Below are 23,123 nucleotides of genomic sequence, written 5' to 3'. Positions count from 1 at the left end.
ACAACGGAATGTGAAATGCTAAAATTAACCCCTGGCGCGAATAAAGCGAATGCGATTCTGATCCGTATTGTATTGTTTCTTATCGGCGGTATCGCCATCATCACCGGAATGTGCCTCTTCAGCGGTGATATGTGGATGCTCACCCCGCGGGCGGAACAGTATCAGCCCGCCACCGGCGATCTGGTGGATGTCGTCATCTATGAACCGAGTAAATTTTTCTTCGCCCTGCTCTACGTGTTTATTATTACCCTGGTCTGGCTGCTGGCGGTACGTAAAATCCCCTGGCGGCCGATACAGCATCCTATATTACCGCTGATGGTACTGATTGCCGCCGGGATAGTTATTTTCCTCCATCCGGAGGTTACCCCCGGACGAGATGCCAGTATTCAGTACGGTAAACACAACGTTTATTACAGTGCCATTTTCTGGAGCAAAACGAATTCAGATCGACATGTCATTCAACCCTCTAAATATGAAATTTTTGTTGAAGCGAAAGATCCCCGCTGGCTTATCGACAGAAACAATCTTGGCCGCGCCTGGCGCTGTGAAGTCAAGCGGTATAGCCAGTTTTACACCCTGTCATTCAATGAGGGCTGGTTTCCGGACGGCGATCCGCAGGTCATGGCCCGCCAGTGTACTCAGGTAAGCGATCTGAATGCGCTCAGTGAAACGGCAATCATGATTGCCCGCCCGATCGCCACCGTCCCTGTGGAGGCACCGTAAATGAGCCAGCAAAAAAATGGTTCTGCAACCATGTTCTGGCAAACACATAAGCCCTCTGCGCCAACCCGGCATCGTAGACAAAGACGGCGCAGGTGAAAGCTGGCGGGGCCCCCTGCCAGTTTTGTCACTGGCGTCGCTAGCCTTTCCCCACTACACTGCCAGCACCCACCCACTGACTGAATAAAAAAGGAGGCCCCCCATGCTGTATTGTGAAATGTTTATTGTTTCACATGCATTAGGCAATTGCGCCAGCTCAAGCGTTATCGGTATCGTGCTGCGATAACTATGGCTTGAGCGAAGACACTTCACGCAATCCCTTCTCTCCGGCTTACCGGGTTATCGTCAGCGAGTTTTGACGAGGCATTTGCATGCCTGTAACTCTTGAGTAAGTTGACTATGAGTACATTACTAACTGCCCATGCGCTCCACGTGGAGACTGCCTTTGGGCCGCTGTTTAACACCCTCTCCTTCACCCTGAAGAAAGGCGACCGTATCGGTCTCATCGGCCATAACGGTTGCGGCAAAAGCACCCTGTTGCAGGTGCTGGACGGCACCCTCGCGCCCACCTCGGGCAGCGTCTCACTCGCCGGTCAGTGTCTGATGGCCCGCGTTGAACAGCATCTGCCGGAGGCGCTGCGTTCGCAGTCGCTGTTGCAGGCAGTACTGGCCCCGTTACCCGCTGATGTACGGGAAGCGCAGCGCTGGCTGGCCGAACGCCTGCTGGCGCAGATGGGCTTTACCCCGGCGGTGATGGAGCAGCAAACCACTACCCTGAGCGGCGGCCAGCACACGCGCCTGCTGCTGGCCCGGGCGCTGATCCGCCAGCCTGACCTGCTGCTGTTGGATGAGCCCGGCAACCACCTCGATCTGCCGACCCTGCTGTGGCTGGAAAGCTTCCTGCAAACCTGGCAGGGGAGCTTCGTGCTGGTGTCACACGACAACACCTTACTGGATGCTGTAACTAATGCCAGCTGGATCCTCCGCGACCAGACGCTGCACAGCTTCGCCTTGCCCTGCAGCGCTGCCCGTCAGGCACTGCAGGAACAGGATGAAAGCGCCGCGCTGCGCCATAAGGCCGAGCAAAAGGAGATCGACCGGGTCAGCGCCAGCGCCCGGCGCCTGGCCACCTGGGGTCGCGTCTATGACAACGAAGACCTCGCCCGTAAAGCCAAACAGATGGAGAAGCAGGTCGCCCGCCTGAAAGACGAGCAAACCGAGCTCAGCGTCGGCCCGCCGTGGCGTCTGTCATTGCAGGGGGACGCCCTGCCGGCTGACCGCCTGCTGGAGATGGACACCCTGCCCGTCGCGCCCGCGCCGGGCCTGCCATCCCTCTTCACCACCGGCGTGGCGCGCCTGCGCAGCGGCGATCGCGTGGCCATCATGGGACGCAACGGCGGCGGTAAATCGTCCCTGCTGCGCCTGCTGTGGCAGCAGATGAACGACGCATCGCCACTCCCGGGGCTGCGCCTGCATCCCCGGCTGCACCCCGGCTACTATGACCAGACGCTGGAGCAGTTACCGGACGATGCCAGCCTGCTCGACGCGCTGACGCCGTTCGCCCCGTCGGCCGACACCCGTAAACGGGCGCTGATCGCCGCCGGGTTTGGCTGGGCGAGACATAGCCAGAAGGTCAGCACCCTCAGCGGCGGCGAGCGATCGCGGCTACTGTTTGTTGGCCTCTCGCTGGCGCGCTACAGTCTGCTGCTGCTGGATGAACCCACCAACCATCTTGATATGGAGGGTAAAGCGGCGCTGGCGCAGACGCTGCGCGATTACCCCGGCGGCGTGCTGCTGGTCAGTCATGACCGCCAGCTGATTAGCGAAAGCTGTAACCGCTTCTGGCTGATCGACAACGCCGGGTTAACGGAATGGCACAGCCTGGAGGAGGTCTATGCCCGTCTGCAGGCCGTGGCGCCCGCCCCGGACAGTCGACTCGCTTTGCAGAGTACGCCCGCCGGGGCTGACGATGATGAGGAGGCGCTGCTGGCGCGGCTGATTGACCTGGAGCAATGGCTGGCTGACGATATGGCCCGCAAGCCAAAACATCAAAAGCCGTCACTTCAGGCGCAGTGGCGTGAGGAGATTGCCCGCCTGCTTAACCAGCTGGCGTAATCTTCATGTTCCCCCACCGGCTAAGGCGCAACGTGCTTAGCCGGTGTTTCCGGACCGGGTAAATTGCTGCTCGGTCATTACCTTTCCCCACTGCTCCCCCTGCCATTCGCGGGTTAACGTGAAGCCAAAGGATTCATACAGTTTGCGGGCCGCGTCCAGCCCTTTAAAGGTCCACAGCTGCACCGCGCTAAACTGGCGACTATCGCAGAAAGTCATCGCCTCGCTGAGCAGACGCCTGCCGATGCCGGTTCCCCGGCAGCTGTCGTCGAGAATAAACCAGCGCAGATGCGCCTCCTGCTGGCCGAGGCCCTCGCCATCGATAGCCAGCGAGCCGACGATTTTCCCTTCGCGGATCGCCAGCCAGATCTGGTTGGCCGGGGAGGAAAGCCGGGTGGCAAATTCCGCTACGCCGCTGGCGACCTTGCCTTCAAAAAAAGCGCCAAAATCATGATGACGGGCGTAATACTCCCCGTGCATCTGGGCTATCCGGCCGATCATCCCCGGCTGATAGCCGGTCATCAGCGAAATTTGCGGAGCCGTATCCGCGAGCGCGCTATCCCGACACTGCGCCAGCGCCCGGGCATAGGCCGCCAGTCCAGTGGCGACAGTGTGCTGCTGCGTCTCATCCAGATGGTCTAACGCCTCCACCACCTGACGGGTACCCCAGGCGTTAATTTTCGCCACCGTATCGTGCCCCTTTGCCGTCAGGGCGAGTGATTTCGCGCGCGCATCCTCCGCGCAAGGACGCTCCTCCAGCTCACCGGCCGCCAGCAGACGAGAGACCATCCGGCTGACGCTTGATTTATCCAGTCCCAGCAACGTGACCAGCTGCGCGGCCGTCATCTCCCCCCTCATCGATACCTCAAGCAGGGTGTGCACCGCCGAAGGTGAATAATGGGTGGCGGCAAGCGTGGTGCTCATAAAGCCCAGCTCGCGCACCATTAACCGCGAGGCGGTACGAATCTGTTGGATTAAGGGGGTGTCAGGCATGGCAGCGGGTCCGAAACATGAAATGGTTGTACAATACAACCATCATCTTCATCCTGCGTCAAGATGCAATATGGTGAGATAAGCGTTGCCGTGTGACGTGTGATTTCGCCGCCACAGGGATCATGAAAGCGAATGCCGCGGGCGCCGGACAGCGCCCGCGATGAATATTATTGCGGGTTCTTCGCTTTCCAGGCTTCCCAGGCCGATTTGATCTCCTGCTTCGCAGCGGCGGCATCGTTAAAACCGGCCAGCTCAACCTTTTTACGCCCCTCCGGCAGTTCTTTATAGACCCGGAAGAAGGCCTCCAGCCGCTGCTGCTCGATTTTTGGCAGATCGGTGATGGTCTTGATGTCGTCATAGGTTGGGTCAATTTTACTGGCCGGCACGGCGATGATTTTGTCGTCTTTCTCACCGCCGTCTATCATCTTAAGGACACCGATCGGCCGCAGCTTAATCAGTGTACCCGGCGCCATCGGCGCGCGAGTGTAAAACACCACGTCCAGCGGGTCCCCATCTCCGGCCAGCGACTGGGTCAGCGAGCCGTAGTTCGCCGGGTAAGCCACCGGCATCGACTGAAAGCGGTCGGCGATGATAAACCCCGTTTTGGCGTCGGTTTCATACTTAATGATGCCCCCTGCCGGGATCTCGGTGACGGCGTAAAATTCTTCCGGGTTGTTTTCCGGCTGGGGGAATTCCAGTACGTTCTGCGCCTGCGCGGCGGCGGACAGAAACAGACCGGCAGTGAGGATGGTTTTTACCAGATGCATTGTTGTATCACTCTGTTGTTATAAGAAATTGATGCGCAAAACGATAGAGTTGGGTGATGAAGAAAACATGACCATTCAGTGACGCTATTATTACCTACCAAAATTAGAGGTATTGCCTGAATTTTGTGCTACCGCTGTAGCAAAAAACCACATCCTGTACTAAAGCGCCTTGTATTTTTCTCCATCGCGTCTAATCCTTATTGGGTACTATTGCATTAATAAAATTAAACAATCCCCTCACAAGGAGACAGGCATGAAGGCTGCTGTTGTTACCCACGACCATCAGGTTAACGTCACGGAAAAAACGCTGCGCCCGCTGGAATACGGTGAAGCGTTGTTGAAAATGGAATGCTGCGGCGTGTGTCATACGGACCTGCACGTGAAAAACGGCGATTTTGGCGATAAAACCGGCGTCATTCTCGGCCATGAAGGGATCGGGGTGGTGCAAAAAGTCGGACCGGGCGTCACCTCCCTGAAGCCAGGCGATCGCGCCAGCGTAGCGTGGTTCTTCGAAGGCTGCGGCCACTGCGATTACTGTAACAGCGGCAATGAGACGCTGTGCCGCTCGGTGAAAAACGCCGGCTATACCGTCGACGGCGGCATGGCGGAAGAGTGCATCGTCACCGCCAACTACGCGGTAAAAGTCCCGGACGGCCTCGACTCCGCCGCCGCCAGCAGTATCACCTGCGCGGGCGTCACTACCTACAAAGCGGTCAAGGTCTCTCACATCAAACCGGGTCAGTGGATCGCTATCTACGGTCTCGGCGGGCTGGGCAACCTGGCGCTGCAGTATGCGAAAAATGTCTTTAACGCCAAAGTGATCGCTATCGACGTCAACGACGGGCAGCTGGAGCTGGCGGCCTCGATGGGCGCCGATCTGACCATCAACTCCCGTAATGAAGATGCGGCGAAAGTGATTCAGGAAAAAACCGGCGGCGCGCATGCTGCCGTGGTGACCGCGGTAGCTAAAGCGGCCTTTAACTCGGCGGTGGATGCCGTTCGTGCCGGTGGCCGCGTGGTCGCGGTGGGCCTGCCGCCGGAGGCGATGAGCCTCGATATTCCACGTCTGGTGCTCGACGGCATCGAGGTGGTCGGTTCTCTGGTCGGTACTCGTCAGGATCTGGTGGAAGCCTTCCAGTTTGCCGCCGAAGGCAAAGTGGTGCCGAAAGTCACCCTGCGCCCGCTGGAAGATATCAACGCCATCTTTAAAGAGATGGAGCAGGGTCAGATCCGCGGCCGTATGGTTATCGACCTGCGCAGCTAATCACCAACGCCTCTCCCGCCCGGGAGAGGCGCTTGCCCCATGCTTCCCACTCGCGAAGTAAATCCAATTTCCGCAAATGCTTAGCGCAATTCCTTGGTTCCTTTGTTTTTAGCCGCGCCCGATGATGGCAACACAATAGATAACAAAGGAATTCACCATGCATCGTCATTTTCGCCTGCCCGCGCTGGCCGCCCTGTTTCTCTCCGGCGCCTTTTCCGTCTGGGCCGCCGACACGCCGGTTAAAGGCGGCACCTTAATTTATCTGGAGCAGCAACCGCACACCAATCTCTATCCGCCCGCCGGCGGCTTTTATCCGAATGGCGGTATTCTCAATCAGATAACCGACAAGCTCACCTGGCAGAACCCGAAAACGCTGGAGATTGAGCCGTGGATTGCCGAGAGCTGGACCAGCAATGCCGATAAAACCGAGTACACTTTCCACCTGCGCAAAGGGGTCACCTTCTCGGACGGCACGCCGCTTGACGCCGCCGCCGTGGCCAAAAACTTCGACACCTATGGTCTGGGAGATAAAGCCCATCGCCTGCCCGTCTCGGAGGTCATCAATAACTACCAGCGCAGCGAAGTGATCGACCCGCTGACGGTGAAATTTTACTTCAACAAACCGTCGCCGGGCTTCCTGCAGGGAACCGCCACCATCGGCTCCGGTCTGGTATCACTCAGCACCCTGCAGCGCAATTTTGAAGAGCTGGGCGATGCCCGGCATATTATCGGCTCCGGGCCCTTTGTGGTGCAGGATGAAAAGCCAGGCCGCGAGCTGACGCTGGTGGCGCGCAAGGACTATCAGTGGGGGCCGAAAAACAGTGCCCAGCAGGGGCCCGCTAACCTCGACGGCATCACCTATATTGTGACCCCGGAAGACAGCGTGCGCATCGGCGCGCTGCTGGCGGGTCAGGCGGGCTTTATTCGCCAGGTGCAGGCCTACGATGAAAAGCAGGCGACCGATCAGGGATTTAAGGTCTACGCCGCCCCTACCCGCGGGGTCAACGACAGCCTGAGCTTCCGCCCGGATAACCCACTGGTCGCCGACCTGCGGGTGCGCCAGGCCCTGCTCCATGCCACCAACGCCAAACAGGTGGTGGAGACGCTATTCTCCGCTAACTACCCGCAAGCGACCTCCGTACTGGCCAGCTCCGCCGCCGGCTATGTCAATCTGAGCGATAAACTGACCTTCGACCAGGCCAAAGCCCGACAGTTGCTGGACGACGCCGGCTGGAAGCCCGACGCCGACGGTATTCGCAGTAAAGACGGCCAACGGCTGGCGCTGACGGTATATGAATCGCTGCCGCAGCCGCAGAATAAGGAAGTGCTGCAGCTGATCGCCCAGCAGTGGCGCCAGGTGGGTGTGGCGTTGACCGTCAAAGCCGGGGATGCCGGTAGCCGTACGCTGGACAATCTTGACCCGCAGAAAACCCCGCTCACCGTCTCAGAAGTGGGCCGCGCCGACCCGGATGTGGTGAAAAGTATGTTCTTCCCCAACAACCGCGATGCGCTGCTGCAGAAAGGCGGCTCCAGCGATAAAGTGCAGCACTTCCGCGATGATAAGCTGAATGACCTGCTGACCGGCATCTCCGCGGCGGTAGAGCCGCAGCAGCGCTTGCAGTTAACCGGTGACGCCCAGCGCTATCTGATCGATAACGCCTATGTGATCCCCATTTTCGAAGAGCCGCAGGTGTTCGCCGGCGCGCCGTGGGTCAAAGGCGTCAGCTTCGAGGCCGTCGGTCGTCCGTCGTTCTATGGCGCGTGGCTGGACAAGCACTAAGAGGCCGGGTATGAGCGCTTATCTTCTGCGACGGTTCGGCCAGGGGCTGCTGGTCCTGTGGGCGGCATTTACCCTCACTTTTTTCCTGCTGCAGGTGCTGCCGGGAGATGCGGTGCTGATCAAGTTTCAGAATCCGGATCTTGGCCTGAGCCCGGCGCAAATCGCCGACATGCGACTGGCCTACGGCGCTGACAGCCCGCTGTGGCGCCAGTACCTGCACACGCTGCTGGCGATGCTGCACGGCGACTTCGGCTATTCCCTGCAGGCGGGTCTGCCGGTCAGCAGTCTGCTTGCCAGCAACCTGCCGGATACCTTAAGCCTCGCGCTGCCGGCCTTTCTGCTGGCCGTGGCGCTGGCTTTCGCCCTCGCCTTCGCCTCGCGTCTGCCGGGGCTGCGCTGGCTGAGTAACCTCCTGCAGTCGCTGCCGGTGCTGTTTATCTCTCTGCCGACTTTTTGGCTGGGTATCGCCCTGATCCAGCTCTTCTCGTTTCAGCTGCGCTGGATCCCGGTGATCAACCCCGGCCCACTGGAAGGGCTGATTTTACCGGTTATCGCCGTCGCGCTGCCCATTTCGGCCCCGCTGGCGCAGATCCTGATGCGCAGCATGGATCAGGTGGCGGTTCAGCCCTTCGTCGCGGTCGCCCGCGCCAAGGGAATGAGCGAGACCGGCGTCCTCTGGCACCATGTGATGGGTAATGCCCTGCTGCCGGCGCTGAATATTGCCGGGCTGCTGCTGGGCGAGCTGATTGCCGGGGCGCTGATCACTGAGACCGTCTTCGGCCGCAGCGGCCTCGGCCAACTGACCCAGCAGGCGGTCAATAACCAGGATATCGCCGTGCTGCAGGCAGTGGTGATGATCTCCGCCCTCGGTTTCGTCCTGATAAACCTGCTTGTCGACCTGGTCATGCCGCGACTGGATCCCCGACTCCATTTACAGGCCGGAGGTGCGAAATGAGCCTGGTCGATTATGCCATCGCGGTTCGCCGCCGCCCGGAATGGCGCAGGGTGCGTCTGCAGCCTGGCCTGTGGCTGGCGTGGGCGGTGATGATCACTGCGCTGTTAATGGCCCTCGCCCCGCAGTGGTTTACCTCCGCTAACCCGCTGGAAGGGATCCCCGGCGCTCAGCGCCTGGCGCCGCAAGCGCACTACTGGCTGGGTACCGACCAGCTGGGGCGCGACCTGTGGACGCGGGTGGTTTACGGCGCGGTACATTCCCTGTCGGCGGCGCTGATCGCCGTCGCCATCGGCCTGGTGGTAGGTACCGCCCTTGGTACGCTCGCCGGGGCGCTGACCGGACGCGTTGAATCCACGATCATGCGCCTGGTCGATGTCCTGCTGGCCATCCCCTCCCTGCTGCTGCAGCTCACGGTAATTATTCTGCTTGGTTTCGGCACGGTGAATGCGGCGGTGGCGGTTGGCGTGGCGGCTATCGCCAGCTTCGCACGCCTGGCGCGGGCGGAGGTCGTGCGCGTGCGCCACAGCGATTACGTCGAGGCGGCCCGGGGCAGCGGCGGCACCTTTTTCGCCGTCTTCTGGCGCCATATTCTGCCCAACTCGCTCACTGCGGTGCTTGCTTTCGCGACGCTGCAGTTCGGACAGGCGATGTTGGCCCTGGCCACCCTCAGCTTCCTCGGCTACGGCACCCCGCCGCCGGTCCCGGAGTGGGGATTATTGATCGCCGAAGGTCGCAACTACCTGTCGACCGCCTGGTGGCTGACCACCTTCCCCGGCCTCGCCGTGGTCGCCGTGGTCCTTGCCGCCAATCGTCTTAGCCGCCAGTGGAGTGGAGTACGCCCATGAACGTTCTGTCCGTTGAAGATCTGCGCATCAGCTACCGCTCGCGGGGCGAATGGCGCGAGGTGGTGCACAACGTGAGTTTTTCCATCCAGCGTGGCGAAATGCTGGCCTTCGTCGGAGAATCCGGCTCGGGGAAAACCACCACCGCGCAGGCCATAATCGGCCTGCTGGCGGATAATGCCCGCCGGGATGCCGGGCGGATTATCCTCAATGGCGAAGTGATTAGCGACTGGTCGGCAAAACGCCTTAACCGCCTGCGCGGAGTGAGCATCAGCCTGGTCCCGCAGGATCCCGGTAATTCGCTCAATCCGGTAAAAACCATTGGCCAGCAGGTGGAAGAGATCCTGCGGCTGCATCAGTCCCTCTCCGCCGCTGAGCGCCGACAGCAGGTCCTTAACCTGCTCACTAAAGTCGGTCTCAGCCACCCGGAACAGCGTTTTGACCAGTATCCGCATCAGCTGTCTGGTGGGATGAAACAGCGGGTGCTGATCGCCATCGCCATTGCCCTGCAGCCGGATCTGATTATTGCCGACGAGCCCACCAGCGCTCTCGACGTCACGGTGCAGAAGCGCATTCTCGACATGCTCGATATCCTGCGTCGCGAGTCGGGTACCGCCGTGCTGTTTGTCACCCACGATCTGGCGCTGGCCGCAGAACGCGCCGACCGGATCATGGTGTTTCGTCAGGGAGAGATTCAGGAACAGGGCGCCACCGAGACGATTGTCCAGCGTCCGCAACACCCTTACACCCGCCAGCTGCTCCACGACCTGCAGGATGCGCCGTTGGGGCTGACGGCGGCTCGTCACCGACCGCTGGCCACGCCGGCCATTCGCGTGGAGGGGATCAGTAAACGTTTCTCGCTGGGCAAACAGGCGCTGCAGGCGCTCGACAGCGTCAGTTTTGAGGTCAGACGCGGCACCACCCATGCGCTGGTGGGCGAATCCGGCTCCGGGAAAACTACCCTGGCGCGGATCCTGCTGGGCTTTGAGCGCGCCGATGCCGGACAGGTGACCATCGACGGTATCGACGCCGGGCATCTCAGCCGCGAGGCGCAGCGTCAGCTGCGGCGGAAAATCCAGTTTGTCTACCAGAACCCCTTCGCCTCGCTCGACCCGCGCCAGACGCTGTTTGCGATTATCGAAGAGCCGTTAAAGAACTTTGAGCGCCTCAGCGCGTCGGCGCGTCGCCTGCGCGTGGAGACCGTCGCCGCGCGGGTGGCGCTGGCCCCGGAGCTGCTGTCGCGTACGCCGCGGGAGCTCTCCGGCGGCCAGCGGCAGCGGGTGGCGATTGCCCGGGCGCTGATCCTCGAGCCGGCGATACTGGTCCTTGACGAAGCGACCTCGGCGCTCGACGTCACCGTTCAGGCGCAGATCCTCGCCCTGCTGCAGCAGTTACAGCAGCAGCTGGGTCTGAGCTACCTGTTCATTACCCACGATCTGGCGACGGTCAGGCGGATTGCCGACAGCGTCACGGTACTGCGCGCCGGCCAGGTGGTGGAGCATGGCGACGTTGACCGCCTGTTCGCCACTCCGCAGCAGGCCTACACTCGCGAACTGATCGCCGCCATTCCCCAGGTTTCACCCCGCTTAGCACAGGCCCACACGGAGAACGCATAATGCCTAAACGCCTCGGCTTTTTTACCCGTCTGCTCGATCAGGGCTCCGCGCAAACGCGCTACCGGCTGGCGGCCGAACAGATCCGCCACGCGGAGCGTTTGGGCTTCGACAGCGCATGGATTGCCCAGCACCATTTTCATGAACAGGAAGGCGGCCTGCCATCGCCGCTGGTGTTTCTCGCCCACGTGGCGGCACAGACCGACCGGATCCGTCTCGGCACGGCGATTATCACTCTGCCGATGGAAAATCCGCTGCGCGTCGCCGAAGACGCGGCGGTACTGGATTTACTCACCGACGGGCGTCTGGAGGTGGGGTTTGGCTCCGGCGGCACGCCAACGTCGTTTCTGCCCTTCGGCCTGACCAGCGAGCAGCGCGGGGCGGTGTTTGCCGACCATCTGCACCTGATCCATAGCGCCTGGCGCGGCGACACGCTGAGCCACCCGGGCAACCGTCTCTATCCGCCCGCACCGCAGTTGGCGGAGCGTATCTGGATCGCCACCTTCTCGGCGGAGGGCGCCATCCGCGCCGGTCAGGCGGGACACGGCCTGATGCTGTCGCGCACCCAGCCACGGCCCCCCGGCGAGCCACGTCTGCCGCTGGACGCCATTCAGAACCCGATCATCGACGCCTACCTGGCGGCGCTGCCGGACGGCGTTGCACCGCGGATCCTCGCCTCGCGCACCGCCTTCGTCGCCGACAGTCACGCCCACGCCCTGCAGATCGCCGAGCCCGGTCTGCGCAAGCAGGCGACACAGCACCGGGCGGCGGGTCATACGATAGAAGGTGACAGTGTCACCGACTATCTACAACAACTGGATGCCCACGTCGGCGATCCTGAGCATGTTATTGCCTCCCTGGCGCAGGACAGCGTGCTGGCCCGCGCCACCGATATTTCGTTTCAGGTGCACTCGGTGGAGCCTTCGCACCGGGATACGCTGCGTTCCATTGAGCTGATCGCTCAGCATATTGCCCCCCACATCAGATAAGGAGTCACCATGACGCTGAGTCAGGATATTCTGGCCGAACTGGCGGAGATTGCCCCCGGTTCCCCGCTCGACCAGGCGCGCGCCGTACGCGATGCCGCCACCCGTCACGCCCAGGGAAGTTATGAAGTGCTGTTCCGCCAGCAGGACGCTGACTTTCCTCTTGATGAACGCTTCGCGGTGGCCGCGAAGGTGGCGAAACTGCACCAGGCGGACGCGCTGGCGGCGCACTATGCCGGTTTCGGGCTCGCCGATCCAACCACCGATCGTCTGGTCCCGGCGCTGGCCTTTGCCCGCCTGCTCACCTTCACCCCCGTCGAAGCCACCCCCGGCGCGCTGCACACCTTAACCGGCGCGGGCTGGAGCCTGCGGGGCATCGTCACTCTGGCGCAACTGGTGGCCTTTGTCAGCTTCCAGAGCCGACTGCTGCTGGGCCTGCGGGCGCTGAACCATAAGCCCATTGTCAGCGCCGATACGCCGCTGGTCGCCGGATACTGGCATACCACACCGCACACCCAGAGCGGCAAAGCGGCCCCGGTTCGCTTCACCCGCGACGAGCTGCACTGGGAACCCTGGCTGGCCGATAAACCGCTGGCGGAATTCAGCGCTGAAGAACAGGCGATTCTGGCCAAATATGGCCATAGCGACTCCCCCTACTTTCGCCTGCTGGCGCGCAACCAGCCGGTGCTGGAGCAGCGGACCCTGACCGATAAAGGCATTTTCTATACCCCCGGAGGATTGCCGCGCGCAGAACGCGAACTGGCCGCCACGGTGACCAGCAAAATCAACGGCTGTATCTACTGCGCCTCGGTGCATGCCCGTAAAGCGGCGCAACTGGCGAAGGACGAGACCGCTGTCGACACGCTGCTGGCGGTGACGCCGGGGGAGAATTTGAGTGACGGCCAGTCGCCGCGCTGGCAGGCGGAAATCGACGCCGCCGCTGCGCTGTCGGTGACGCCGCCCGGGCTGAATGCCCGCCATCTGGCGGCGCTTGATGAGCAGGGTTTAGATACCCTGGCCCAGCTGGATCTGCTGCAGTCGGCAGCCTTTTTCGCCTGGGCCAACCGGCTGATGCTGACCCTTGGCGAACCCTGGCGTGAGTAAGCGTCGTTAGCAAGCTTGTCGGCGCTGATGGCAGCCATAGATGAGCAAGGCGCTCATCGCCAGAAACGACAGCGTGGCGGCAGGAAGCGCCACGCTGTTCCAGCCAAAGCCCTGGGCAATCATCATCCCGCCGCAGAAGGCGCCGATGGCGCTGCCGAGGTTGAAGGCAATCTGCCCTCCTGCCGCCCCCAGCATCTCGCCGCCTTTGGCGTTCTGCAGCAGCAGGATCTGCAGCGGCGCCGACAGGGCGAATAGTCCCGCGCAGCAGATAAACGCCAGGGTCAGCGAAGCGACTTTATGCTCACCGAAGGCAAAGATCAGCAGTAGCGTCACGGCAATGACCCCGTCGGTCATGGCCGCAATACGCAGCGGGCTGAAGCGTCCGGAAATTTTGCCGCTGAACAGATTACCGACCACCATTCCCAGCCCCGCCAGCATCATAATCAGCATCATCCTGCTTTCGGCAAAGCCGGAGACATTGAGCATGAAGGGCTTAATATAGCTGAACCAGGCAAACACACCCGCATTGCCAAACATGGTGGCGGCAAAAATCAGCCACGGCGCCGGGGAGGCCAGAAAACGGAACTGCTCGCGCAGCCGGGTGCTGGTGCGATCATAGAGGGTGGGCACCCAGCAGAAAATAGTCATCAACACGGCGACGTTAAACACGGCGATAAGGGCAAAGGTATAGCGCCAGCTGAAGTGATGCCCAAGCCAGGTGCCGCCGGGGACCCCCACCAGGTTAGCCACCGTCATCCCGCCGATCATCCCCGCCACCGCGGCGGTCACCTTCCCCGGCGGCGCGATTTTCGACAGGATAATCGCGCCGACGCCAAAGAACGCCCCGTGAGGAAAACCGGAAACCAGGCGGCCAAGCGCCAGCATGGCGTAGCTACTGGAGAGGGTAAACAGGGTATTGCCGAGAATACACAGGGCAGCGAGAAACAGCATCACCGATTTCAACGAAAACCGGCTGGAGAGCAGCGCCATGATCGGCGCGCCGATCACCACACCGAAGGCATACCAGGCAATCATATTGCCGGCGGCGGGGATCGAAATCCCGACATCGTGCGCCATATCCGGCAGCACGCCCATAATGCCAAATTCCGCCATGCCGAGTCCGAAGGTGCCCAGCGCCAGTGAAAAAATCGTTTTTTTCATACATCTTATAGGGGTATTGAGAGACGGCCGGCATTATTGACCATCCCGCCCCGACACACCAGCTAAAAACGCCCGACGGCAGTTTCCTCCATACAACGGCCTGATTCGTTCATGCTCGCCGCCGCCCGGCCGGCCATCATCGAGCCGGCGACGGCGTGGCTTAGCAATGACCCTCCCCTATTAAAATCAGTGGGCTCAAAGCGATAAATGCCCAATTGATCTCAACTTAACTTGAGGTTGTAAAGTCTTCCCATCATTCACCTCTGGAGAATCATCGATGCAAACTGTTGATGTCGGTTTTACCCATGTCGCCTTTACCGTCCGCTGTCTGGCCAGCAGCATTGATTTTTATACCCGCTATACTGCGATGACCGTCATTCACCAGCGCGAGCCCGGCTTGCCCTCAGCGCGTAAGGTGGCGTGGCTCAGCGATCGCACCCGGCCCTTCGCTCTGGTGCTGGTGCAGAGTGACGATCCGGCCGACACGCCGCTGGGCCCGTTCGGCCATCTCGGCGTTGCCTGCGCCACCCAGGCGGAGATCGATGAGAAGGTCGCTCAGGCGCGGCGGGAAGGCGTTTTGCGGCGGGAACCGGAACAGCTGGGCGATCCGGTGGGATACTTCGCCTTCTTTGCCGACCCGGACGGTAACACCCTGGAGCTGTCATGGGGGCAGCGGGTAGGGCTGGAAGTCATTGCGGCGGGGAACGCCAGCTAGCCCGTCCCCTCCGCGAATATTTTCCACCGCCTCGCCGGCGAAGGATTACACTTCAAAGGGATACCTCGGCAACACGGAGCATGGCGATGGGTAATAAGAAAAACGGTAATCCGGTCGACGCGGCGGTGAAGACCGCCCCGCTCGACAATAAAGCGTATGAGAAGGCGTTGCGCAAACTCCATGTTGAGCTGGTGAAACTGCAGCGCTGGGTGGTGCATAAAGGGCTGAAGGTGTGCATCGTCTTTGAAGGCCGGGACGGCGCCGGCAAAGGCGGCACCATTAAGGCGATCACCGAGCGCGTCAGCCCGCGTATCTTCCGGGTCGTCGCCTTGCCCTCACCCACCGAGCGTGAGAAAAGCCAGCTCTATTTCCAGCGCTATATCAAGCACCTTCCGGCGGCTGGCGAGATTGTGATTTTCGATCGCAGCTGGTACAACCGCGCCGGCGTCGAACGGGTGATGGGCTTTTGTACGCCGGAGGAGGTGCAGAAGTTTCTCGACGGTGCGCCGATGGTGGAGCGCGGCATGGTCGAATCGGGCATAATTCTGCTCAAGTACTGGCTGGAGGTCTCACCGCAGGAGCAGGAGCGCCGCCTGCGGGATCGCATCGACGATGGTCGTAAAATCTGGAAGCTCTCGCCGATGGACATTAAGTCTTTCAACCGCTGGGATGAATATACCGCCGCCCGCGACGCCATGTTCGCCGCCACCGATACCGCCTGGGCGCCGTGGTTCGTCGCCCGCTCGGAGGATAAAAAGCGCGTACGCCTGAATATCATCACCCATCTGCTGTCGCAGATCCCCTATGAAGCTTTACCGGTGGAGCATGTGACGCTGCCGAAGCGCAAAATTGGCAAAATGAAACAAACCAATTTCCCCTTCCGCTTTATTCCCGAGAAGTTCTGATTATTCCCCGCCGCGCTGGTTAATACCAGCGCCGGGTTTATTACAATAACCATGAGTATTTCATGCGGTTACTTTCCTCTGGAAGCGGCCTCGCAAAATAAATATTAAAGTTGCTGCTGGGATTTATTTTTTAGTGAGTAAAGTGAATAATAACAGAACCAACCGCAAGGAGCCTATGATGAAAAGTAATACGCTACGTAAAAGACCCACTGACGTACCCGTCCAGAAGGCGTCAGCACAGCCAGGTAAGGATTTACGAGAAGCAGATAAACAGCGACAGCACAAGGAATTCATTGCCGCAATGAATGAATTTATTGCAAAAGGAGGCACTCTTACTGATGATGAATTTTTCAGGGTACTATGATGCTTGAACAATTCAATGTTTATCGAAATTGTTCTGCTCAGACAAATAAAACCCTGCCGTATTATATGAACGTGCAGAATGATTATTATGCAGACCTGGCCACGAGAGTCATTATTCCTTTAATGCGAACACAACAGTTACCACGCTGGCATCAGCATGTCGTACCAAGGATAAATATAGAATTTGACAGCTTTTTACTTTGTACGCCAATGATCAGTAACTTAAATAATAAACGGATCCAGCCACAGGATTTCGTCTGCAATCTGAGTCATGCGCGCCAGGGCGTTATCGATTCAATCGATACACTTATCACGAACTGCTGACTGCCGGGAACCCGCTCCGACATCTCCGGAGCGGGTTTTGCGCCGTGAAGGCTTACTTCATCCCTTCGCGACTCTCTTTGATCGCCTCCAGGCGTTCGACATCGCGATACCAGCGCGGGTGATGTTTCTTCGCCCAGCGGCGACTGACCTTACCCTCAATCATCCCATTAATCGACCCTTTGACCCAAAATGCCATATACATATGGATGAGGATCGCGTGGATCAGGATAATCGCCGACGTCGCATGAATCAGCAGGCTATAGCGAATCACCTGAATCGGGAAATATGCCGCGAAATACGGCCGCCAGATAATCACCCCGGTCACCAACAGCACGAAAATCATGCTCATAATGGTCCAGAACATCATCTTCTGCCCGGCGTTATATTTACCGACGCGCGCGACCTTATGTTCGTTGCCTTTCAGCACCTCCACGATGCCTTTCAGCCAGGGGATATCCTGTTTATCAGGGATATTGTGGTGGACAAAACGCACAAACATAAACATCAGCGCGACAAAAATCAGCACCCCAAAGAACGGGTGCAGGATACGCCCCATCTGCGGGGTGCCGAAGGTTTCCGTCAACCATTGTAGCGTCGGGAAAAAAAATGAAATCCCCGACAGCGCCACGAGGAAGAAACAGATAACCACCGTCCAGTGACAGGCGCGATCGATAAACGTCGTGCGCACAATCATCTTCGATTTACTCATCATGCTTCTCCTCGTCGTCATCAATTTCCTTGTTCGGCCCGATACCGATGTAGTGGTAGATAAGCCCGGCGAAGGTAGCGATAAAGCCCGCCGCCGCCAGCGGTTTCAGCGCCCCCTTCCACAGACTGATACTGGTATCGATCTGCGGTTCCTTCGGCAGCTTGTGATATAGCTCCGGCTGGTCGGCATGATGCAGAACGTACATCACGTGGGTGCCGCCGACGCCCTGCGGGTTGTAAATCCCGGCGTTGGCATAACCGCGTTTTTTCAGCTTAGCCACCCGCTCCTCGGCCACTTCCAGCATCTCTTTCTTCGTACCGAAGTGGATCGCGCCGGTCGGACAGGTTTTCACGCAGGCCGGCTCCTGACCGACGCTGACCCGATCCACACACAGCGTGCATTTATAGACCCGGTTATCCTCTTTATTGAGGCGCGGGACGTTAAACGGACACCCGGCAATGCAGTAGCCGCAGCCGATGCAGTTTTCCTGCTGGAAATCGACGATGCCGTTGGCGTACTGAATAATCGCCCCGGCGGAGGGGCAGGCTTTCAGGCAGCCCGGCTCTTCACAGTGCATACAGCCATCCTTGCGGATAAGCCACTCCAGCTTGCCGTTCTGTTCAGTCTCGCTAAAGCGCATTACCGTCCAGGACTTGGCGCTGAGATCCGCTGGGTTGTCATACACGCCGACGCAGTGCCCCACTTCATCGCGAATGTCATTCCACTCGGAACAGGCCACCTGGCAGGCTTTACAGCCCACGCAGGAAGAGACATCGATAAGCTTGGCGACTTCCGCCTTATAGTCCCGCGCGCGTGGCGCGGGAGTTATCGGGTTGGTCGCGGAGCGTTTAATAATGTCTTGTGTTTCCATCGCCATTGAATCGCTCCTTACGCTTTCTCGATGTTGACCAGAAACGCCTTATACTCCGGCGTTTGCGAGTTGGAATCGCCGACGTTAGGCGTCAGGGTGTTGGCGATATAGCCTTTACGGGCCACGCCTTCAAAGCCCCAGTGCAGCGGGATCCCAACGGTTTCGACCTGCTGGCCGTTGACGTTCAACGTGCGCAGTCGGCGGGTCACCACGGCAACCGCGCGAATAAACCCGCGTTTGCTGCTGACTTTCACCCAGTCGCCGTTGGCGATACCTTTGCTTTTCGCCAGCCCTTCGCTGATTTCGACAAACTGTTCCGGCTGCGCGATGGAATTGAGCAGCGCATGCTTGGTCCAGGTGTGGAAATGCTCGGTCAGACGATAGGTGGTGCCGACATACGGGAACTTATCCTTCTTACCCAGGCGGATGGCGTCCTCTTCATACAGACGCACCACCGGGCTGGAGACCACCTTCGGGTGCAGCGGGTTGGTGCCAAGCGGGGTTTCCATCGGCTCGTAGTGCTCCGGGAACGGCCCTTCCGCCAGTTTATCGAGCGCAAACAGGCGGCCAAGTCCCTCCTGCTGCATGATAAACGGCCCGGTGTTGCTCCCCGGCGGCGCAGTATTGAAGTCCGGAATATCATTTCCGACCCACTTGCTGCCGTTCCACTGGATCAGCATCCGCTTCGCATCCCACGGCTTGCCGTTAATATCAGCCGAAGCGCGGTTATACAGCACCCGACGATTGAGCGGCCACGCCCAGGCCCATCCCAGCGTATTGCCCAGGCCCGAAGGATCGGCGTTATCACGATTCGCCATCTGGTTACCCTGCTCGGTCCAGCTGCCGGTATAGATCCAGCACGACGACGCGGTGCTGCCGTCATCGCGCAGCAGCGCGAAGCTATTGAGCAGTTGGCCTTTTTTCGCCAGCAGAGCGCCATTTTGATCGTAGAGATCCGCCAGCGCGTAGCCGTTGTTCTCTTTAGCCACTTCTGCCGATTCCGGGTGATCTGGCTGCTTATAGCTCCAGCTCATTTTCAGCAGCGGTTCCGCGCCCTTCCCGCCTTCGCGACGGTACAGCTCGCGCAGACGATGATAGATCCCAGCCAGGATTTCGCCATCGTTGCGCGCTTCCCCCGGTGCGTCCTGGCCTTTCCAGTGCCACTGCAGCCAGCGACCGGAGTTGGCGATCGAGCAATCTTCTTCGGCAAAGCAGGTCGACGGCAGGCGGAAGACTTCGGTCTGAATCGCGGCCGGATCGACATCATTAGACTCGCCGTGGTTCTGCCAGAAGGTCGAGGTCTCGGTCACCAGCGGATCGATAACCACCATATATTTCAGCTTACTGAGACTGCGGACCACTTTGTTTTTGTCCGGGAAGGACGCAACCGGGTTGAAGCCCTGGCAGATATAGCCGGTGACGTTGCCGTTATCCATCATATTGAAATACTTGATAACGTCGTAAGCCTGATCCCATTTCGGCAACCAGTTGAAGCCCCAGTCATTCTCTTTCTGCGCCGCATCGCCGTAGAACGATTTCATCAGGCTAACGAAGAATTTCGGATAGTTGCTCCAGTAGTTCACCTGGTCGGCCAGCGTCGCTTTCGGCGTGTTGGCGCTAAGATAACTTTGCAGATCGCTCTGTTTATCGGACGGCAGCGTCAAATAACCCGGCAGACTGGTCGACAACAGACCCAAATCGGTCAGCCCCTGAATATTGGAGTGTCCGCGCAGCGCGTTGACGCCGCCGCCAGCCATGCCCATGTTGCCGAGCAGCAGCTGGATCATCGCCATGGTGCGGATGTTCTGCGCGCCGACGGTGTGCTGCGTCCAGCCCAGGGCATACAGGAAGGTGGTGGTGCGATCCGCGACGCTGGTTGAAGCCAGCACCTCGCACACTTTGAGGAAGTCCGCTTTCGGCGTACCGCAGATATTCTCCACCACTTCCGGCGTGTAGCGGGAAACGTGCTGCTTCAGCAGATTCCACACGCAGCGCGGGTGGGTGAGCGTTTCATCGCGTTTGGCGTAGCCGTTTTCATCGAACTGGTAGTTCCAGGACGATTTATCGTACTGGCGTTTTTCCGCATCGTAGCCGCTGAACAGGCCCTCTTCGAAGGCAAAATCATCCCGTACCAGCAGGCTGGCATTGGTGTAATGCTTCACGTACTCGGCATTGATCTTATTATTTTCGATCAGGTACAGCAGCACGCCCGACAGGAAGGTAATGTCGGTACCGGAACGAATCGGCGCATAGATATCGGCCACCGACGCGGTACGCGTAAAGCGCGGGTCGACGACGATAAGCGTGGCATCGTTATTGTTTTTCGCTTCCATCGCCCAGCGGAATCCCACCGGATGCGCTTCGGCGGCGTTGCCGCCCATCACCACCACGACGTTAGCGTTTTTGATATCAACCCAGTGGTTGGTCATCGCACCGCGACCAAATGTTGGAGCAAGACTTGCTACCGTTGGTCCGTGTCAGACGCGTGCCTGGTTGTCTACCGCCAGCATGCCGAGCGAACGCACAAATTTTTGCGTCAGCATGCCAGTCTCATTGCTTGCCGCCGAGGCGCACAGCATGCCGGTGGAAAGCCAGCGGTTAACCGTCACGCCCTGCTCGTTCTTTTCAATAAAGTTGGCGTCGCGGTCGGCTTTCATCAGTCTGGCGATGCGGTTAAAAGCGTCATCCCAGGAGATGCGCTGCCATTTATCCGAGCCCGGGGCGCGGTATTGCGGATAACGCAGGCGGTTTTCACTGTGGACATAGTCCAGCAGGCCTGCGCCTTTCGGGCACAGCGCGCCGCGGCTCACCGGATGGTCCGGGTCCCCTTCAATATGGTAAATCGCTTCTTTGGCGTTTTTCGCGCCGTCGCCGAGGCTATACATTAATAGCCCGCAGCCCACGGAGCAGTAAGTGCAGGTGTTGCGGATCTCTTTCGCACGCAGCAATTTGAAATTGCGTGCCTGAGCCAGCGCCATTTTAGGGGCAAAGCCCAGGGCGGCGGCTGTGGTTCCGGCCATACCGCCTGCGCAGATCTTAAAGAACTTTCTGCGGCTGACGTCCATTGCATTCCTCCATGCAGGATGTTGATTCATCGCGCGGAGGAAACTAACAGCAATACCTTTGTTTTATTTGCGTCAAATCAAGGTCGAAAACGCTCGCCCCCTTAATAGTCAGCGGCGACGAGTTTGACTAATACCAAAGAGTTAACGCCGGCGGGAAATATCGACCATCGACCGGCAAAAGATGTTATAAATTCCGGCTGCGTTTGCGTCACTATCAGGTTAAATATGCAAAAAAAGAGAGCGACATCAATCGGCTTCGCCGCCATTATATTATGGAGCACGATGGTCGGATTGATTCGCGGCGTCAGCGAAGGGTTAGGCCCGGTTGGCGGCGCGGCGATGATTTATAGCCTCAGCGGCCTGCTGCTCATTTTTACCGTTGGCTTTCCCAACCTGCGCCAGATCCCGCGCCGCTATCTGCTGGCCGGCAGCGTGCTGTTTGTCAGCTATGAAATCTGCCTCGCCCTGTCGCTGGGGTTCGCCGCCACTCGCCAGCAGGCCATTGAAGTGGGGATGGTCAATTACCTGTGGCCCAGCCTGACGATTTTGTTCGCCATTCTCTTTAATGGCCAGAAAAGCAGCTGGCTGGTGATCCCCGGCTTATTGCTGGCGCTGTTCGGCGTGAGCTGGGTACTTGGCGGCGAGCACGGGCTCAATCCCGAGGAAATCATCAATAACGTGGTGTCCAGCCCGCTGAGCTACATTCTGGCATTTGTCGGGGCGTTTATCTGGGCGGCGTACTGCACGGTGACCGCGAAGTACGCCAAAGGTAAAAATGGCATTACCCTCTTTGTCCTGTTAACCGCCCTGACGCTATGGCTGAAATTTCTCGCCAGCGACCAGCCGCCGATGCTCTTTAGCTGGCCGGTAGTCATTAAGCTGATGACGGTCTCTGTGGCGCTGGGGCTGGCTTACGCGGCGTGGAACGTCGGCATCCTGCACGGCAACGTCAGCCTGCTGGCGGCGGCCTCGTACTTCACGCCGGTACTCTCTTCCGCGCTGGCGGCAGTATTGCTCAGCGCCGCGCTGTCGTGGTCTTTCTGGCAGGGGGCCGGGATGGTGTGTCTCGGCTCCCTGCTCTGCTGGTATGCCACCCGCCGCTAGCCGAGATCGCCGCCCGCCACCGGTAGCGTCACGCCGGTGATATAGCTGGCTTCATCGCTGGCGAGAAAAAGGATCGCGTTCGCCTGTTCCGCCAGCGTGCCGTACCGGCGCATCAGACTGCTCGCCACCGTCTGATCGACCACCTGCTGATACCACGCCTTTTCCTGCTCGCTCGGCTGCTCATCGTTGCGCGGCGTCAGGCGCGGCGGCGCCTCCGTCCCGCCAGGCGCGACGGCGTTAATCCGAATGCCGCTGCCGCTATACTCCATGGCAATCGACCGGGTTAGCGCGTTAACGCCGCCTTTCGCCGCCGAGTAAGGCACCCGGTTCACCCCCGCCGTCGCCACCGACGAGATATTGACGATGCTGCCTTTCCCCTGCTTCAGCATCCAGGGGAGCGCCGCGCGGCAGCCCCACAGGGTAGGAAACAGCGAGCGGCGGATCTCTTTCTCAATTTGTTCTGGCTGATACTCGGCGAAAGGTCGCGCCCAGATAGTTCCCCCGACGTTATTGATTAACACATCGAGGCGGCCAAAATGCGCTACCCCGGCGGCAAACGCCTGTTCAGTACTCTGCCACTGCTCAAGGTCAGCCTCCAGCGCCAGCACCTGACTTCCGGCCTGGGCTAGTACGGCAGCCAGTTCGTGTACGTAAGGCGAGCGGTCAATCAGCAACAGGGCGGCGCCTTCAGTTGCCGCCTGCTCCGCGGTCCGCCTGCCAATCCCCTGCGCCGCGCCGGTGATAGCGACGACTTTATCGGTAAAACGCAT

21 protein-coding genes are annotated in these 23,123 nt (G+C 59.6%); 14 read left to right on the top strand and 7 right to left on the bottom strand.

What is annotated here, in order from left to right:
• Positions 1-15: 15 nt before the first annotated feature.
• Together SP68_RS11955 and SP68_RS11950 are read left to right on the top strand one after the other, a co-directional pair.
• A complete protein-coding gene (locus SP68_RS11955; protein WP_040968558.1) occupies positions 16-723 on the top strand; it encodes a hypothetical protein in 708 nt (235 codons plus the stop codon).
• 396 nt (positions 724-1,119) lie between these two features.
• Complete coding sequence (locus tag SP68_RS11950) at positions 1,120-2,835, top strand: ABC-F family ATP-binding cassette domain-containing protein (RefSeq protein WP_040968559.1); 1,716 nt, start codon at positions 1,120-1,122, stop codon at positions 2,833-2,835.
• Positions 2,836-2,871: 36 nt separating this feature from the next.
• On the opposite strand, the gene SP68_RS29085 is transcribed toward SP68_RS11950, so the two are convergent.
• Together SP68_RS29085 and SP68_RS11940 are read right to left on the bottom strand one after the other, a co-directional pair.
• On the bottom strand, positions 2,872-3,825 hold the full coding sequence (locus SP68_RS29085; RefSeq protein WP_040968560.1) for a helix-turn-helix domain-containing GNAT family N-acetyltransferase: 954 nt from the start codon (positions 3,823-3,825) through the stop codon (positions 2,872-2,874).
• A 167-nt stretch (positions 3,826-3,992) separates the two neighbouring features.
• The gene (locus tag SP68_RS11940; protein ID WP_012968118.1) at positions 3,993-4,592 is read right to left on the bottom strand and encodes an inorganic diphosphatase; all 600 of its coding nucleotides are present in this window, start codon (positions 4,590-4,592) and stop codon (positions 3,993-3,995) included.
• A 253-nt stretch (positions 4,593-4,845) separates the two neighbouring features.
• On the opposite strand from SP68_RS11940, the gene adhP reads away from it, so the two are divergent.
• From adhP to SP68_RS11905, 7 genes are all read left to right on the top strand, one after another.
• Positions 4,846-5,856, top strand: coding sequence for an alcohol dehydrogenase AdhP (gene adhP / locus SP68_RS11935; RefSeq protein ID WP_002906221.1), 1,011 nt, complete (start codon positions 4,846-4,848; stop codon positions 5,854-5,856).
• Between the two features lie 157 nt (positions 5,857-6,013).
• The gene (locus SP68_RS11930; protein WP_016161128.1) at positions 6,014-7,636 is read left to right on the top strand and encodes a TIGR04028 family ABC transporter substrate-binding protein; all 1,623 of its coding nucleotides are present in this window, start codon (positions 6,014-6,016) and stop codon (positions 7,634-7,636) included.
• Positions 7,637-7,646: 10 nt separating this feature from the next.
• Positions 7,647-8,591: an ABC transporter permease gene (locus tag SP68_RS11925; protein WP_040968561.1), complete on the top strand. Its 945-nt coding sequence runs from the start codon at positions 7,647-7,649 to the stop codon at positions 8,589-8,591.
• On the top strand, positions 8,588-9,436 hold the full coding sequence (locus SP68_RS11920; protein ID WP_023297686.1) for an ABC transporter permease: 849 nt from the start codon (positions 8,588-8,590) through the stop codon (positions 9,434-9,436). The genes SP68_RS11925 and SP68_RS11920 overlap by 4 nt, the downstream gene beginning before the upstream one ends.
• Entirely contained in the window at positions 9,433-11,049 is a 1,617-nt protein-coding gene (locus tag SP68_RS11915) for a dipeptide ABC transporter ATP-binding protein (protein WP_040968562.1), read from the top strand. Before SP68_RS11920 ends, SP68_RS11915 begins: the two co-directional genes overlap by 4 nt.
• Positions 11,049-12,035, top strand: a complete 987-nt coding sequence (locus SP68_RS11910) for a putative FMN-dependent luciferase-like monooxygenase (protein WP_032730464.1) — start codon at positions 11,049-11,051, stop codon at positions 12,033-12,035. The genes SP68_RS11915 and SP68_RS11910 overlap by 1 nt, the downstream gene beginning before the upstream one ends.
• A gap of 9 nt (positions 12,036-12,044) precedes the next feature.
• Positions 12,045-13,136 (top strand): alkylhydroperoxidase domain protein, encoded by a 1,092-nt coding sequence (locus tag SP68_RS11905; RefSeq protein WP_040968563.1) that lies wholly within the window; start codon positions 12,045-12,047, stop codon positions 13,134-13,136.
• Between the two features lie 6 nt (positions 13,137-13,142).
• Here SP68_RS11905 and araJ read toward each other — a convergent pair whose 3' ends face one another.
• Positions 13,143-14,297: an MFS transporter AraJ gene (araJ, locus tag SP68_RS11900; RefSeq protein ID WP_032730466.1), complete on the bottom strand. Its 1,155-nt coding sequence runs from the start codon at positions 14,295-14,297 to the stop codon at positions 13,143-13,145.
• Positions 14,298-14,574: 277 nt separating this feature from the next.
• Here araJ and SP68_RS11895 point away from each other — a divergent pair, with 277 nt between their 5' ends.
• The 4 genes from SP68_RS11895 to SP68_RS26405 all read left to right on the top strand — a co-directional run bounded on the left by SP68_RS11895 (position 14,575) and on the right by SP68_RS26405 (position 16,604).
• The gene (locus tag SP68_RS11895) at positions 14,575-15,012 is read left to right on the top strand and encodes a VOC family protein (RefSeq protein ID WP_012968112.1); all 438 of its coding nucleotides are present in this window, start codon (positions 14,575-14,577) and stop codon (positions 15,010-15,012) included.
• A gap of 86 nt (positions 15,013-15,098) precedes the next feature.
• A complete protein-coding gene (ppk2, locus tag SP68_RS11890) occupies positions 15,099-15,917 on the top strand; it encodes a polyphosphate kinase 2 (RefSeq protein ID WP_012541603.1) in 819 nt (272 codons plus the stop codon).
• Positions 15,918-16,095: 178 nt separating this feature from the next.
• Entirely contained in the window at positions 16,096-16,281 is a 186-nt protein-coding gene (locus SP68_RS11885; protein ID WP_025711567.1) for a hypothetical protein, read from the top strand.
• Positions 16,278-16,604, top strand: coding sequence for a CcdB family protein (locus tag SP68_RS26405; RefSeq protein ID WP_022065943.1), 327 nt, complete (start codon positions 16,278-16,280; stop codon positions 16,602-16,604). Before SP68_RS11885 ends, SP68_RS26405 begins: the two co-directional genes overlap by 4 nt.
• A 52-nt stretch (positions 16,605-16,656) precedes the next feature.
• Here SP68_RS26405 and fdnI read toward each other — a convergent pair whose 3' ends face one another.
• Genes fdnI through fdnG form a run of 3 tightly spaced genes read right to left on the bottom strand, consistent with a single transcriptional unit; the run spans position 16,657 to position 21,249 of the window.
• Positions 16,657-17,313, bottom strand: a complete 657-nt coding sequence (gene fdnI / locus SP68_RS11880; protein WP_016161135.1) for a formate dehydrogenase-N subunit gamma — start codon at positions 17,311-17,313, stop codon at positions 16,657-16,659.
• The gene (gene fdxH / locus SP68_RS11875) at positions 17,306-18,190 is read right to left on the bottom strand and encodes a formate dehydrogenase subunit beta (RefSeq protein WP_040968564.1); all 885 of its coding nucleotides are present in this window, start codon (positions 18,188-18,190) and stop codon (positions 17,306-17,308) included. The genes fdnI and fdxH overlap by 8 nt, the downstream gene beginning before the upstream one ends.
• A gap of 11 nt (positions 18,191-18,201) precedes the next feature.
• Positions 18,202-21,249 (bottom strand): formate dehydrogenase-N subunit alpha, encoded by a 3,048-nt coding sequence (gene fdnG / locus SP68_RS11870; protein WP_136071156.1) that lies wholly within the window; start codon positions 21,247-21,249, stop codon positions 18,202-18,204.
• A 225-nt stretch (positions 21,250-21,474) separates the two neighbouring features.
• On the opposite strand from fdnG, the gene yddG reads away from it, so the two are divergent.
• The gene (gene yddG, locus SP68_RS11860) at positions 21,475-22,353 is read left to right on the top strand and encodes an aromatic amino acid DMT transporter YddG (RefSeq protein WP_012541598.1); all 879 of its coding nucleotides are present in this window, start codon (positions 21,475-21,477) and stop codon (positions 22,351-22,353) included.
• Here yddG and SP68_RS11855 read toward each other — a convergent pair.
• Positions 22,350-23,123, bottom strand: a complete 774-nt coding sequence (locus SP68_RS11855) for a 1,6-dihydroxycyclohexa-2,4-diene-1-carboxylate dehydrogenase (protein WP_022065939.1) — start codon at positions 23,121-23,123, stop codon at positions 22,350-22,352. The two genes, yddG and SP68_RS11855, sit on opposite strands and share 4 nt — an antisense overlap.

The organism is Klebsiella variicola (genome assembly GCF_000828055.2).
Taxonomy (GTDB): Bacteria; Pseudomonadota; Gammaproteobacteria; order Enterobacterales; family Enterobacteriaceae; genus Klebsiella; species Klebsiella variicola.
This window is presented reverse-complemented; position numbering and strand designations above follow the sequence as displayed.

What these genes read in the sequence shown, in the direction of transcription:
- SP68_RS11955 (WP_040968558.1), top strand. Translation starts at nt 16, where the DNA reads ATGCTAAAATTAACCCCTGGCGCGAATAAAGCGAATGCGATTCTGATC.
- SP68_RS11950 (WP_040968559.1), top strand. Translation starts at nt 1,120, where the DNA reads ATGAGTACATTACTAACTGCCCATGCGCTCCACGTGGAGACTGCCTTT.
- SP68_RS29085 (WP_040968560.1), bottom strand. Translation starts at nt 3,825, where the DNA reads ATGCCTGACACCCCCTTAATCCAACAGATTCGTACCGCCTCGCGGTTA.
- SP68_RS11940 (WP_012968118.1), bottom strand. Translation starts at nt 4,592, where the DNA reads ATGCATCTGGTAAAAACCATCCTCACTGCCGGTCTGTTTCTGTCCGCC.
- adhP (WP_002906221.1), top strand. Translation starts at nt 4,846, where the DNA reads ATGAAGGCTGCTGTTGTTACCCACGACCATCAGGTTAACGTCACGGAA.
- SP68_RS11930 (WP_016161128.1), top strand. Translation starts at nt 6,014, where the DNA reads ATGCATCGTCATTTTCGCCTGCCCGCGCTGGCCGCCCTGTTTCTCTCC.
- SP68_RS11925 (WP_040968561.1), top strand. Translation starts at nt 7,647, where the DNA reads ATGAGCGCTTATCTTCTGCGACGGTTCGGCCAGGGGCTGCTGGTCCTG.
- SP68_RS11920 (WP_023297686.1), top strand. Translation starts at nt 8,588, where the DNA reads ATGAGCCTGGTCGATTATGCCATCGCGGTTCGCCGCCGCCCGGAATGG.
- SP68_RS11915 (WP_040968562.1), top strand. Translation starts at nt 9,433, where the DNA reads ATGAACGTTCTGTCCGTTGAAGATCTGCGCATCAGCTACCGCTCGCGG.
- SP68_RS11910 (WP_032730464.1), top strand. Translation starts at nt 11,049, where the DNA reads ATGCCTAAACGCCTCGGCTTTTTTACCCGTCTGCTCGATCAGGGCTCC.
- SP68_RS11905 (WP_040968563.1), top strand. Translation starts at nt 12,045, where the DNA reads ATGACGCTGAGTCAGGATATTCTGGCCGAACTGGCGGAGATTGCCCCC.
- araJ (WP_032730466.1), bottom strand. Translation starts at nt 14,297, where the DNA reads ATGAAAAAAACGATTTTTTCACTGGCGCTGGGCACCTTCGGACTCGGC.
- SP68_RS11895 (WP_012968112.1), top strand. Translation starts at nt 14,575, where the DNA reads ATGCAAACTGTTGATGTCGGTTTTACCCATGTCGCCTTTACCGTCCGC.
- ppk2 (WP_012541603.1), top strand. Translation starts at nt 15,099, where the DNA reads ATGGGTAATAAGAAAAACGGTAATCCGGTCGACGCGGCGGTGAAGACC.
- SP68_RS11885 (WP_025711567.1), top strand. Translation starts at nt 16,096, where the DNA reads ATGAAAAGTAATACGCTACGTAAAAGACCCACTGACGTACCCGTCCAG.
- SP68_RS26405 (WP_022065943.1), top strand. Translation starts at nt 16,278, where the DNA reads ATGATGCTTGAACAATTCAATGTTTATCGAAATTGTTCTGCTCAGACA.
- fdnI (WP_016161135.1), bottom strand. Translation starts at nt 17,313, where the DNA reads ATGAGTAAATCGAAGATGATTGTGCGCACGACGTTTATCGATCGCGCC.
- fdxH (WP_040968564.1), bottom strand. Translation starts at nt 18,190, where the DNA reads ATGGCGATGGAAACACAAGACATTATTAAACGCTCCGCGACCAACCCG.
- yddG (WP_012541598.1), top strand. Translation starts at nt 21,475, where the DNA reads ATGCAAAAAAAGAGAGCGACATCAATCGGCTTCGCCGCCATTATATTA.
- SP68_RS11855 (WP_022065939.1), bottom strand. Translation starts at nt 23,123, where the DNA reads ATGCGTTTTACCGATAAAGTCGTCGCTATCACCGGCGCGGCGCAGGGG.